10 protein-coding genes and 1 riboswitch are annotated in these 13691 nt (G+C 38.7%); of the genes, 3 read left to right on the top strand and 7 right to left on the bottom strand.

The window, feature by feature from the left end:
• Window positions 1-29: 29 nt before the first annotated feature.
• Window positions 30-181, top strand: a riboswitch (SAM riboswitch).
• Window positions 182-284: 103 nt separating this feature from the next.
• Window positions 285-1469: an S-methyl-5-thioribose kinase gene (gene mtnK / locus FS608_RS07735; RefSeq protein ID WP_144548698.1), complete on the top strand. Its 1185-nt coding sequence runs from the start codon at window positions 285-287 to the stop codon at window positions 1467-1469.
• Between the two features lie 32 nt (window positions 1470-1501).
• Here the strand turns inward: mtnK and FS608_RS07730 are convergent, their stop codons facing one another.
• The 7 genes from FS608_RS07730 to FS608_RS07700 all read right to left on the bottom strand — a co-directional run bounded on the left by FS608_RS07730 (window position 1502) and on the right by FS608_RS07700 (window position 9799).
• Window positions 1502-2086 carry a DUF2087 domain-containing protein gene (locus tag FS608_RS07730; protein ID WP_144549381.1) on the bottom strand — a complete coding sequence of 195 codons (585 nt, stop codon included), beginning with the start codon at window positions 2084-2086 and terminating at the stop codon, window positions 1502-1504.
• Between the two features lie 128 nt (window positions 2087-2214).
• Window positions 2215-4509 (bottom strand): thiamine pyrophosphate-dependent enzyme, encoded by a 2295-nt coding sequence (locus tag FS608_RS07725; protein WP_144548697.1) that lies wholly within the window; start codon window positions 4507-4509, stop codon window positions 2215-2217.
• Window positions 4509-5522 (bottom strand): 2-oxoacid:acceptor oxidoreductase family protein, encoded by a 1014-nt coding sequence (locus tag FS608_RS07720; RefSeq protein ID WP_144548696.1) that lies wholly within the window; start codon window positions 5520-5522, stop codon window positions 4509-4511. Before FS608_RS07720 ends, FS608_RS07725 begins: the two co-directional genes overlap by 1 nt.
• Window positions 5523-5905: 383 nt before the next feature.
• Window positions 5906-6625 (bottom strand): LutC/YkgG family protein, encoded by a 720-nt coding sequence (locus FS608_RS07715; protein ID WP_144548695.1) that lies wholly within the window; start codon window positions 6623-6625, stop codon window positions 5906-5908.
• Between the two features lie 2 nt (window positions 6626-6627).
• Window positions 6628-8052, bottom strand: coding sequence for a LutB/LldF family L-lactate oxidation iron-sulfur protein (locus tag FS608_RS07710; RefSeq protein WP_144548694.1), 1425 nt, complete (start codon window positions 8050-8052; stop codon window positions 6628-6630).
• Between the two features lie 83 nt (window positions 8053-8135).
• Window positions 8136-8852 carry a (Fe-S)-binding protein gene (locus FS608_RS07705; protein ID WP_144548693.1) on the bottom strand — a complete coding sequence of 239 codons (717 nt, stop codon included), beginning with the start codon at window positions 8850-8852 and terminating at the stop codon, window positions 8136-8138.
• A 218-nt stretch (window positions 8853-9070) separates the two neighbouring features.
• Window positions 9071-9799 carry a FadR/GntR family transcriptional regulator gene (locus FS608_RS07700; RefSeq protein ID WP_144548692.1) on the bottom strand — a complete coding sequence of 243 codons (729 nt, stop codon included), beginning with the start codon at window positions 9797-9799 and terminating at the stop codon, window positions 9071-9073.
• A gap of 324 nt (window positions 9800-10123) precedes the next feature.
• Here FS608_RS07700 and FS608_RS07695 point away from each other — a divergent pair, with 324 nt between their 5' ends.
• Window positions 10124-11815 (top strand): L-lactate permease, encoded by a 1692-nt coding sequence (locus tag FS608_RS07695; RefSeq protein WP_144548691.1) that lies wholly within the window; start codon window positions 10124-10126, stop codon window positions 11813-11815.
• A 119-nt stretch (window positions 11816-11934) separates the two neighbouring features.
• A complete protein-coding gene (locus FS608_RS07690; protein WP_144548690.1) occupies window positions 11935-13680 on the top strand; it encodes a B12-binding domain-containing radical SAM protein in 1746 nt (581 codons plus the stop codon).
• The last annotated feature ends 11 nt before the right edge of the window (window positions 13681-13691 follow it).

Genomic DNA, 13691 nt, shown 5'->3' with positions numbered 1-13691 from the left:
ATATGATTTTTACCAGTTAAATAAATATTCTCTTATCACGAGCTGGCTGAGGGATTTGGCCCTTTGAAGCCCAGCAACCGACCTTAAACCTATTGGATAATAGGGCGCTTCATGCGCTTATAGTCCAAATAAGGCACGGTGCTAATTCCAACAGAAGGATTATCTTTCTGAGAGATGAGAGGTGCGATAGACAATTTGTCTTCCCGAGCCTCTTTCAAATGAGAAAGAGGCTTTTTCGTGCTTAAGTGCACGATTAAGCCTCCCAAAAACAAGGAGGAGCCATTATGAGTCTACTAAAACAAAAAACATACCAACCATTAACAAACGAGAGTGCTGTTGAACTTGCACTGGAATTAAATATTTTTCCAAGGCATGCTAAGCTCTCCTGCAAGGAGATTGGCGACGGAAATCTCAATCTTGTTTTTCATATTGTCGAAGAATTAAAAGGAAAAAGTATTATTATCAAACAAGCTCTCCCATATGCAAAAGTAGTTGGTGAAAGCTGGCCATTAACACTGAAAAGAGCAAAGATTGAAGCAGATGCCTTAAAAATTTTCGGGCAAATTGCTCCTGATTATGTTCCAGAAGTATTATTCACAGATGATGTCCTTGCTGTAACTATTATGGAGGATCTTTCCCATCTTTTGATTGCAAGAACTGGCTTTATTAAAGGTGAAACCTATCCATTAATTGCTAAACATTTGGGTGAATATCTTGCAAAGACATTATTTTACACTTCGGATTACGGATTAGGCCCTGGAGTAAAAAAAGAACGTGTCCACCAATTTATCAATCCAGAATTATGTAAAATCACTGAGGATTTGATCTTTACCGATCCATTTATTGATGCAGATACAAACGAATTTGAGGATAGTCTGCGTCCCGCGGTCGTAGCTCTTTCACATGATGAGGAACTAAAGTTTCATGTAAATGTCTTGAAAAAAAGCTTTTTAACAGAGGCTGAATCCCTCCTGCATGGAGATTTACATACTGGAAGTGTGTTTGCTAGTAATTCTGAAACAAAAGTAATTGACCCTGAATTTGCTTTCTACGGACCTGCAGGCTTTGATATAGGTCAAGTATTTGCGAACCTACTTTTCCAGGTTATTGTGAATGAAGAAAAAAGTGATCTTTTCATCAACCACATTGAAACCGTATGGAATGTATTTGAGGAGCAATATTCATTCCTATGGAATACAGAAAATAAAGAGATTGCTGCAAAAACTTCTACATTCTTAAACTATCAGTTATCCAAGTTTTTTGGGGATGCCCTCGGCTTTGCAGGCTGTGAATTAATCAGAAGAACCATTGGACTTGCACATGTTGCAGATTTAGATGGGATTGAGGACGAGCAAACCAGAATCACTGCTAAACAAAAAACGATAGAGTTCGGAAAAATCCTAATTAAACAACGAAATGACATTAAGGACCTAAAGTCATTTATCGCAACTATAAAAGAACGTATATAGATAAGAAAAGCAATCCACTTTGGATTGCTTTTCTAGTCAATTTTTGCCCACATTTCTTCTGGATTTAGTTCATAAATACCATTCTCACGAAACATATAGTGATTAATGATAAATTCCCTGCGAATGGTTGCATAGTCGTCATGGAATTTTTTTATAAACTCATTTAATTGTTTTTCTTCGTACTTTTCACCCATTTTTAACCCGCGTATCATGTGTTCAAATACGATTAATTTCTTTTTTCGTTGTGCTGGAATATTTTTTAGTTTCCCAGTTTTCGAAAAAAAAATTTCAATGATTTTTTGCCTCTCGAGACTGGACTCGACCATTTCATCCAGCTCCTCTCCCTTTTTTTCTAACAGTTCTGTTAACACCTTTGCCTGCTGATTTATCAGCGATTCATTAAGGTAAAAGTAGATAGTATTCTTGACTCTTCTTTCATAAACCACATGAATTTCCCGTAATTTCTTTAAATGATGTGTAATCGTTGGAGCAGACAAGCCAAGCTTTCCAGCAATCGCCTGACCATGGAGTGGACCTTTCGCCAGTATGGCCACAATCCGAATTCTTGTTGGGTCTCCCATTGTTTTATAAAAAGATACGATTTTATCTAACTGGATCATTGTCCTACCTCGCTTTCCTTGATATTCGATAACCACCTAATTAGATATATATCAAACTAGTTTCACCTTGTCAATAATTATAAAAAACACTCCCCAAAGGAAGTGTTTTTTATAGACTTTTCTATTTACAACATTGGATTTTCATCTTTTGCTTTTAGACGCTGCCATCTTTTCTCAACTTCAGCTTCAAACTCTTCTAACATTGTCTTGTTCTCTTCTTTTAGAAGGTGTTTTGTTTTTCCCATATACTTTAACCAATCCGAAAGTGGAATTCGTTTATTCTTCTCTTCTGGATTGTAAGTAATCGTTGTAACACCCTGCTCCACTTCATAAAGAGGGAAGAAACATGAGTTTACTGCAGCCTCCACAATGGTTGTGCCAAAACGATCATCGGATTTCCAGTTAAGTGGACATGTGATGAGTATTTTTCCATAAACTGTCCCTACATTTTGTGCATACCATTGTGCTTTTGCACCCTTTTTCACTAAGTCCTGAGGGAATGCTTCGGAACCAGTAAATACATATGGAATATTCGTTGCTGCCATAATTTGTGCTGTATCTTTATGATGGAAAGCCTTACCACGTTGTGTTTTTCCTACACCTGAAGTACTTGTCATATGACCGATTGGCGTGGAATAAGACATCTGTGAGCCGGTATTCATGTAGCCTTCATTATCATATTCGAGCATAATTAGCTTATGACCACGAAGCGCTGTACCGATAGCTGATCCCATCCCGATATCCATTCCGCCATCACCAGTAATCATTACGAATGTAGCATCATCAGATACCTGAATTTCACCGCGGCGTTTTAATTCCATGAATGCTTCAACAATACCTGATAATGTTGCAGCACCGTTTTGGAATAAATTGTGCATCATTGTTTGCTTATGGGATGTGCTTGGATAGGATGTAGTAGTTACATAGGCACAGCCTGTTTGGAATAGAGTAACGATGTCTCCCTCAATTCCTTTAAAGAACAACTCAAGACCAGCAAAAATTCCGCAGCCCGGACATGCTCCGTGACCTGATGCAATTCGCTTTGGTTTACCAGTTAAGGCCCGAAGTGGTGGAATTTTTACTTTTAATTTATTTGTTTCTTCATCCATCTTCACATCGATTAGTCCAGTTTTAAAGACATCCCCATGTTGTGGTAAAATGACTGGCTTAAGAATTTTCTCAGGATTGCCAGGGATATGTCCATAGTAATCAAATGGCTTTTCAGCATAGCCTTTTTCCAATGTATCCAATGCCATATCAAAGAATGCCTCTGCATCACTTGCATAAAAATCCTTACCGCCAAGTCCAAATACGCGACTTAACACAATCGTCCTATTGTCTTTATCATCTTGAAGTGCAGATTTCACTTCATGTGTTAGGTTAGGACCATTTGCTCCATAGGAATCTGCGCGTTCCCCAATTAATAATGATTTTACATTCTTGAGAGCTTCGCGAATTTCTTTTGCAGGGAATGGGCGTATAATATTCGGGCTGATTACACCAGCCTTTATTCCTTTTTCACGAAGTTGATCCACAACATCTTTAGCAGATTCTGCAGCAGAGTTTAATAGAAATAAAGCTACTTCTGCATCTTCCATTTTATATAGATCTAGTACAGGATATTCTCTTCCCGATAATTTACCGTATTCTTCAGCTACCTCTTTAAATACCTCACCAGCATTGTACATTGCTTCAGACTGTTGGAAGTGATTGTTGAGGAAATCATCCCCGCTCATATGGGCACCAATCGTTACTGGTTTACTTAAATCCCTAATAAAGTTGTAATCTGTTGGGCATTCACCCACAAATTGCTGCACAACACTGCGATCCTTAAAGAATTCAACCCGGCGCTTTTGATGGGAAGTAAAGAATCCATCATAAGCAACAATAACAGGTAAACGGACTTTAGAATGTTCCGCAATTTTTAATGCCATAATATTCATATCATAAACAGCTTGCGGTGTTTTTGCTGTTAATATAACCCAGCCAGTATTTAAAGCATAATATAAGTCAGAATGATCTCCGCGAATATCTAATGGACCACTGACAGCACGCGTAACAAGATTCATTACCATAGGAAAACGAGTACCTGATTGTACAGGCATTTGCTCAAGCATATACAAGAATCCATTTGCACTTGTTGCATTGATTACCCGTGCACCTGTTGCTGCTGCCCCATAGCAAATCCCGGCGGAACCGTGCTCACCATCTGCAGGAATCAGTTTAATATCATGTTCACCACGTGTTTTCATTTGATCTAAAAATTGAGCAACCTCAGTGGAAGGCGTAATTGGGAAGTATCCCATAATATGATAATTGATTTGTGCTGCGGCCATTGCAGCCATTTCATTCCCTGATTCAAAAGTAGAAATTTGTTCTGCAATGTTTTTTGCTATTAATTTATCTTCTAAAATAGACATTATTGGACCCCTCCTGCAATATACGGAAAGTTTTGCTTAACGCGGTGGTCATCTGCATACCCAAGTAATTCGCGAAGATCACCAAGCGCATCCGTTGGACAGGCTTCCACGCATTTTAGGCAGCCTTTACAGTATTGATAATCAATACCTTTAAGGAACATTTGTTTTCTGCCCCGCTTATCCTCGCCTTCTTCCCAAACGAAACAAAAGTCCGGGCAAACATTGTCACAAGCTGCACAGTGAATACATTTCTCTTGTTGGAATTCTGGAAGGAATCCTTGGCGTGAACCGCTTAAATCTTTATAAATACTATTAGCTTGTGAAACCATGACTCCACCGATTTCCTGAGTCATGTATCCAAGCATTGGCAATGGACGGGTAAAGGCTTTTCCTTCCGCCCCGGCTGGTACTTCGTAGGTTTTAAACTGAACCTCATTATATCCGCGGTCAAAAGTACGGATATTCGGCTCAACTAGATGCGGGTATTTTTTTGTGAACGTTTTCCTTATTACATCTCTCATTGATTCTGGATCTAAAAAGTCACAAATGCGATAGAGTGCACCCAGCATGGCTGTATTTACTTTCGTTTTTTCTTCAACGGCAATTGAAAGGGCATCTACAATGGCAAGTGTTCCGTATTGCAATTGTAAATCCTTTTTTACTTCATCAAATTCCCTCGCTGTATTAACGAGTACGATACCATCAGCATTTAATCCGCTGACAACATTAACAGTTCTATATAAGGCTTCATGGAAAACCCCAACAATATGTGGTTGTTCAATTGGACTATGGTCTCTAATTTCCACATCTGGATCACAGAAGCGGATAAAGCTCTTTACAGGAGACCCCTTTTTTTCGGATCCGTAGGATGAAAAATTGGAACCTTTCAAGCCAAGACTTAAAACGCCTGCCTCCGCCAACATTTTTCCAGCAAGGTTAGCACCTAACCCCCCAATTGATTCAAGACGGATTTCAAAAAATCCCAATTCATTTTTTTTCGGTAAAATAGACATAATGCCCCTCCCTGATTTGAAAAGCGGAAGCGCCTCGACCAGGGGCGACATGCATAAGACGAGCCGGCGGGAAGGTTGTACTTTGACCTTCTCAACGGATCGGCTTATGACCCCGAGCCCCTAGGCGCTGTAGCTAGACATCTCGTAAAATAAAATTTTACTTCCCCACAACTATTGTAAAACGAATATTTTTATTAATCTGTGATAAAAGTCAAACACATAGAAAAAAATTTTATAACACAAATATTTATTATTGAATAAATGCTAGTATATATGATTTTTAAGATAGCATTTAATTATATAACAGGTTTGAATTTGTTGTATAACAGAAATACACATAAAAAAAGTCTGCACCCGATTATGGTACAGACTTTTAAAAATATTTATAAATCATTGATGACAATATACGATGCCTTTACTGGTCCATGCACTCCAACGACAAGATTCAACTCAATATCGGCAGAGTTACTAGGTCCAGTAATAAAATTGATGCATGAAGCAACATGACCTGTTTTCTTATGAATCTCCCGCATCTTTTGAGATGCTTGCGTAATCCGCGGTACTAGTGTACTTTTCGGTATAAGTGCGATATAGGTTGCAGGTAGAAAACTGACAGTTCTTCCCTTATTCTCATCACTAAACAATACGACCGTTCCAGATTCAGCAAGAGTGATTTCACTAATGGTAATCCCCACATTGGCCTTCTCTGCTTTTGCAATGTTTTGTTGCCCCTTGCTATGATTCCATTCGTAAACCTCTATATTCTGTGCTGGCCATTCCTTCTTTAGAAGTGGATCTAGTCCCCACTTGGAAAAGCGTTCATCTTTCCAAGTGACAATCGGACCGCCGCCAAAGCCAGAAACTACTTCATTTAGGACTGAAGATAAATCATTTCTATCAGTTATATATAGGCTTGTATGAATTTTTTTACATTGCTCTTTAAGTACCTCTAACAATTCATCTTGTGTAGCATCCTTCAATACCTCATATTGGGGCTGGAATTTCCAGGTAGGCCTTTCAACTGGAGAGGAAATGCGTGGCCGCCCAAGACGGTCCGCGATTTGGTTTAGAAATTTATCTCGATTGTGAATCGTCCCAACCATGATTATTTGCCTCCTTTTTCACGGTTTTTAAACCAATCTCTGAATCGCTCTTTATTTGGTGCCGGAAAATCACGAATATCTGTCCAAGCCTTTAATGGACCTGGTCCTTTAGAAATCTTCTCACCCACAGTAAAAGGGTTCATTGCAGCAGGTGCCATCTTAGATCCTAGCTTATACATGATTGGAGAGGCTGCCCCTAAACCAAAAGCCTTCATTAATAGTTTTTCGGATATTGGTGCTTTTCCCTCTCTTTCGACAATGACTTCTCGGTGTTTATGAAGAAGGTTATGTAACGGTATTTTTACTGGACATACTTCTGTACAAGCGCCACATAGGGTTGAAGCGTAAGGGAGCTCTTTAAATTCGTCGTATCCGCCTAATAAAGGAGATAGGACTGCACCGATAGGGCCGGAATAAATAGAGCCGTATGAGTGTCCGCCCACATGCCGATAAACTGGACATACGTTAATACAGGCAGCACAGCGGATACACTGTAAAACAGATTGGAACTCTCCCCCAAGTATCTTGGATCTTCCGTTATCAACAATGACAAGGTGAAATTCCTCCGGACCATCGACATCTAATGCTTCTTTCGGTCCTGTTAACACAGTAATATAGCTAGTTAATTTCTGACCTACCGCACTTCTCGTTAGTAAGCTAACTAAAACTTCCATCTCTTCAAAGGTTGGAACCAGTCTTTCCATTCCCATAACTGTAATTTGTGTTTTAGGTAATGCTGTTACTAAATCAGCATTTCCTTCGTTTGTTACTAGACTAAAAGAACCTGTTTCGGCTACAGCAAAATTACAGCCAGTAATTCCGATATCGGCTGATAGGTATTCGTTACGAAGCATCTCACGAGCATGCCAAGCTAATTCTTCTGGTTTTGATGTTTTTGTGTAACCTAACCTCTCCGTAAAAACATCACGAATTTGCTCTTTATTTTTATGGAGCGCAGGTACAACAATATGAGATGGCGGATCATGATCATCAATTTGAAGAATGTATTCGCCAAGGTCTGTTTCTATAACCTCACAGCCCTCTTTTTCCAACATCGCATTTAAACTAATTTCTTCAGTTACCATTGATTTCGATTTAACAATTTTCTTGGCTTCCTTCTTTTTTACAATCCCTTGGATATACTCATTTGCTTCTTCCTTAGTTTGTGCAAAAAATACATGTCCGCCACGCTTGGCAACATTCTCACTTAGTTGTTCTAAATAATAATCCAAATTTTCCAGTACATGTTGACGAATTTCTTCCCCATGCGAGCGCCATTCTTCCCAGTTTCCTAGTTCCTCAGCAGCGACTCTTCTTTTTACACCCATACCGTCCTGGGCTCCAGCAACGGCACCGCGCATGAAGTCATCATGAATTCCTTTATCAACACGTTCTTTAAATTGATCCGTGCTAATCTTCATTGCCATCATTTATTCCTCCATCCTTCTAAGTTAATAAAACTTGTCTGTTGATTTCCGTTCCAGGCACTTCAATCAACAGAGTTCCAAAATCAACGGCTATTTAATACCTCGGCAATATGCATTACCTTGATCGGCTTGCCAACTCTATCAATTCTTCCGCCGATATTCATCAAGCAGGCTGCATCCGCACCGATTAGATACTCAGCACCAGTTTCTTCAACGTGTCGGACTTTTTCATCCACCATTTGTTCTGAAATTTGAGCCATTTTTACTGAAAAAGTACCCCCAAAACCACAGCATTGTTCCTTCCCAGGCAATTCAGTAAACTTTAGACCTTTTACATTACTTAATAGAATCATAGGAGCTTTCTTTACACCCAACAATCTTGTCATGTGACAGGAGGTATGATAGGTTACATTTCCTTCAAAACGGGCACCGACATCTTCAATTTTCAATACATCAACAATAAATTGCGTAAGTTCAAATGACTTTTCAGCAAGTTTTTTTGCCTTTGGTTCCCAAACGGGGTCTCCCTTAAAAATATGCTGATACTCATGGAACATCGTTATGCAGGACCCTGATGGAGAGACTATGTATTCAGCATCGTTAAATGTGTCGATCATCCGTTTCATAGCTTCTTTTGTTTCTTTAACATAACCACTATTATATGATGGCTGCCCGCAACAAACTTGCGATTCAGGAAAATCAATTTCACAACCGAGCCTCTCAAGTAATTCGACGGTTGCCTTTCCTACATTACTTTTGAACATATCTACAATACAAGTTGCAAAAAGTGAAACCTTCATAATTGTCTTCCTCTCCTATATCTTTTTTTTGATTACCGATGAACAGGTCATCAGATGACTTAGCGAAAAAAGAAAGATCTTTTATATCTTTCATACTACATTAAAAGTGGTTCTAATTGAAAGTGCTTCCACAAAAAAATTTCTATAGAATAATAAACATACGAATCCAAACAAATTGGAATCGCATGTTTTTGGGTGGTTTTCTAATATAAGAATATTTATCTTGGTAATTTCGCTGATTGAAAATACTTTTGCAGGATGGCCTCTACATTTTCCAGGTGGATCAGCATAAACTTCCTTGCCTTTTCTTCATCCTGTTCCTTGATGGCCTCATAAATATCCTTGTGCTCATCATAAAGTCGTTTAACCGTAGTATGTTTAGAAAATAGCCAAACTCGTCGTGTCTCTTTCATTGTTTCTCCCATTAATTCTGAAACATGATTCATTAAGCTAACCAACAGAGGGTTTTGAGCTGCATCTGCAAGCGCAAAATGGAATTGGAAATCTGCTTTCTCTCCGAGTACCTCATCCCCATTGGCGCTTTTCATTTCTGCAAGAGCCTTCTCCATCATAGAAAGATGTTCACTCGTTCTTTTTTTAGCGGCCGCCGCCGCGGTACCAATTTCAATTATTTTACGAACCTCTAATAGTTGAGCGATATCTTCTTTATTCATTAAAATAGCTGTTGATAATGGAAAAGTAATTTGGTCTATATCAAATTCATTAACATATGTACCTTCCCCTTGCTTCATATCAACGAGACCCATCGCTCTTAACGAGGTTAATGCTTCACGAATGGCTGACCGCCCCACTTGGAAATTTTCAGCCAACTGTTGTACCGAATCAAGTTTTTCCCCAGGTTTTACCTGACCAGTTCGAATCATTTCATATATGGCTTCTGCCACTTCTTCATATATCTTTTTTGGTTTAATTTTTTTATATTTCACCTGTTCAGCCCCTAACAAGCATTCGTTTTCAGATATATATTTATTATACAGTTTTCTCAAAAAACTGCATATGCAATCTACTTCATCACTACAAACAATATTCTACTATTTGTTACGTGAAAATATTTAATAATACAAATTTTTTAAAAAAAGATTGAAATTCTACCAATTCGTCCATATAATTCATTTTAGATATACGAAACATCCAGTCATCTGATGACCTAATCACCATTTGTAAGCGGTTACTGATGTAAGGGAGGGTAGACATTATTACTTGGAGAAAAAATCAATAAAAAAAAGCTAATTCGGGGGGATTAAGCTATTATGACATTTACTCAAAATTTTACTGCGGTGGGAGATAATCTCGCATTATCTGCTGTTGTTGCACTAATTCCGATTCTTTACTTTTTCTGGGCTTTAGCAATTAAACGGATGAAGGGCTATCTTGCTGGGTTATCTACACTTGCTATAGCCTTAGCGATTGCAATTTTTGCCTATAAAATGCCCGCAGGTATGGCATTTATGTCAGCATCACAAGGTGCGGTATATGGGATCATTCCCATCGGATGGATTATCATTACTTCCGTATTTTTGTACAAGCTTACTGTAAAGACTGGACAATTTGATATTATCCGAACTTCCGTCGTTTCAATTACCGAAGACCGTCGTTTACAAGCGCTTTTGGTAGCGTTTTCCTTTGGTGCATTCCTTGAAGGTGCAGCGGGTTTCGGTGCACCAGTAGCAATTTCAGCTGCTCTTTTAGTAGGTTTAGGATTTAATCCTTTATATGCAGCAGGGCTTTGTCTGATTGCTAATACTGCACCAGTTGCGTTCGGAGCTATTGGTGCACCCATCATTGCCATGGAAGGACCAACTGGTATTGCAGCAACGGAGATCTCAAAAATGGTTGGCCGTCAGTTGCCATTTCTATCAGTCTTTATCCCATTCTATCTAGTATTTATCATGGCTGGATGGAAAAAAACAAAAGAAGTCATGCCAGCGATTCTTGTTTCAGGTGTAGCATTTGCTGGTACTCAGTTCTTTACCTCTAACTTTATGGGACCAGAACTTCCCGATATCTTATCAGCCTTAGTTTCCTTATTCGCACTTGCCATCTTCTTAAAATTCTGGAAGCCAAAAACAATCTTCCGATTTACTTCTGAGCAAGAACTTGCTGCTACTTCAGCAAGGAAACTTAAGACACAAGAAGTAAAGCATACGGGTGGACAAATTTTCAAGGCATGGTCACCTTTCCTATTGTTAACAGCAATTATTACATTATGGGGTATGCCTACCGTTAAGCTCGCATTAACTGGTCATTACGAGGGTGGAAACGCCATCTTAAAAGCAGTTAATTCGATTGGGCATGCACTTACATTTATTCCAAATGTGCCATTAATAAATAATAAAATTATCAACACCGCTGGGGCCCCTATTCCAGCGATTTATAAATTGGAACTTTTGGGAGCAGCCGGTACAGCGATTCTAATCGCAGCGATCTTAACAAAATTTATAGTCGGTATCTCCTGGAAAAATTGGGCTATTACCTTTGGCGAAACGATTAATGAATTGAAATATCCTGTCATTACAATTGCTGCTGTTGTTGGTTTTGCCTATGTTACAAATGCATCTGGAATGAGTACAACCCTTGGAATGTCACTTGCCAAAACAGGTTCATTACTATTTCCGTTTTTCTCACCTTTCCTTGGCTGGCTTGGTGTGTTCATTACTGGGTCTGATACTTCTGCAAACTTATTATTCGGTAACCTCCAAAAAATCACAGCTACTTCTATTGGTATGGATCCGGTGTTAGCTCTGGCAGCTAACTCTTCAGGTGGAGTAACCGGAAAAATGATTTCACCACAATCAATAGCCGTTGCCTGTGCTGCCGTTGGACTTGCAGGTAAGGAATCCGAACTGTTCCGCTTTACAATCAAACACAGCTTCTTCCTAGTGATAATTATTGGAATTATGACCTTTGTTCAGAGTCATTTCCTCAGTTTTATGATTCCTTAATAATGATTTGTTAAGACCCATGCCAAACCGGCATGGGTCTTTTGTATCGTTTGCTTCATTTTTTGTCTAAACTAAGCTATAATAAAATATTGTTTTCATTTATGCAAAGGAGTTTTTATATGAATGTTATTTGTTCAACCTTGAATGCTAAGTTTATTCATACCAACCTAGCGATTCGCTATTTAAAGGCTTATGCAGAACCAGATTTTAATATACAAATAAAAGAATATACCATAAAGGACCCTATATTAAATATAGTTACAGATCTTTATCAACAGAAACCGAAAGTGATTGGATTTAGCTGCTATATCTGGAACATCGAAGAAACCATAAAAGTGGTGAACCTGTTAAAAAAAGTGGACCCGTCGCTAATTATTGTTCTAGGCGGACCTGAGGTTACTTATGACACGCGTGAATGGATGGAAAAAGTACCTGAGGTGGACTTTATTGTTATGGGTGAAGGAGAACAAACCTTTAAACAGTTGCTAACTGAGATCCAAAATAATCATAACTTTAAAAAAGTGCCTGGAATTGCCTTACGTGAGAATCAGCAAATTGTTATTACTCCCCAAATGAATAAGTTGGACCTTAAGGAATTACCTTCACCCTATCGTTTCCCTGAAGATATTGCCAATTTAGGCAAACGGGTCACCTATATTGAGACTAGCCGTGGTTGCCCATTCAGCTGCCAATTTTGCTTGTCATCGATTGAGGTGGGTGTTCGGTACTTTGACCGTGAAAAAATTAAAGAAGATATACGCTATTTAATGGCAAATGGGGCAAAAACAATTAAGTTTGTCGATCGTACCTTCAATATTAGCAGGAGCTATGCAATGGAAATGTTTCGTTTCTTAATTGACGAACATCTCCCGGGAACCGTCTTTCAATTTGAAATCACAGCAGATATCATGCGTCCTGAAGTGATTGAATTTCTAAATCAAGAAGCACCAAAAGGTCTTTTTCGCTTTGAAATCGGTGTTCAATCCACCAATGACTCTACCAATGAACTAGTGATGCGAAAACAAAATTTTTCAAAACTGACCAGAACAGTCTCAATGGTGAAAGCAGGTAGAAAAATCGACCAGCATCTTGATTTAATAGCCGGTTTACCTGAAGAAGATTACGCTTCTTTTCGAAAAACTTTCAATGATGTATTTGAACTCCGTCCTGAAGAGCTGCAATTAGGTTTTCTAAAAATGCTCAGAGGAACAGGAGTCCGGCTTCGTGCGGATGACCACAAATATATATATATGGATCATTCTCCCTATGAAATTTTAAGCAACAATGTCCTTTCTTTCGATGATATCGTTAGAATTAAGCAGGTTGAGGATGTGTTGGAAAAGTATTGGAATGATCATCGGATGGATGCTACTGTGGAATATTTAATAACCAATGTGTTTCCTTCACCGTTTGACTTCTTTCAAGAATTTGGTTCCTTCTGGGAAAGCCAAGGCTGGTCCAGAATTGGTCATCAACTAGAAGATCTATTCCGAAGACTGTTTGCCTTTTTGGAACACCAGGGTATTGCCGACCTTGATGTTATTGTTGGGCTAATGAAATATGATTACCTCTTGAAGCACAAATTCAAACCGAGGAAACCTTGGTGGGAAGCAAGCTTTAATAAGGAAAAAAGAACAAAAATTTACAAACAAATTTCCGAACAACCAGCTATTCTAGGACATTCGTTTGTAGAACTTGGTCTCGATGAAAAAGAGTTATATAAACATACGATGCTTGAAGAACTCTCTTTTGATTTATTAGAGTTCCAAACAACTGGGAAAATTTCTAAACAAGCCTCCTGTCTATTAGCTTATTTTGACCCAATGAACAATCGTACACTAATCTTTTCATATTCTGAAAAGTAACAAGCCGGCGT

The organism is Bacillus sp. X1(2014) (assembly GCF_007678255.1).
Note: the sequence above shows the minus strand (reverse complement) of the source record. Positions and strands in the feature narration are given on the sequence as shown.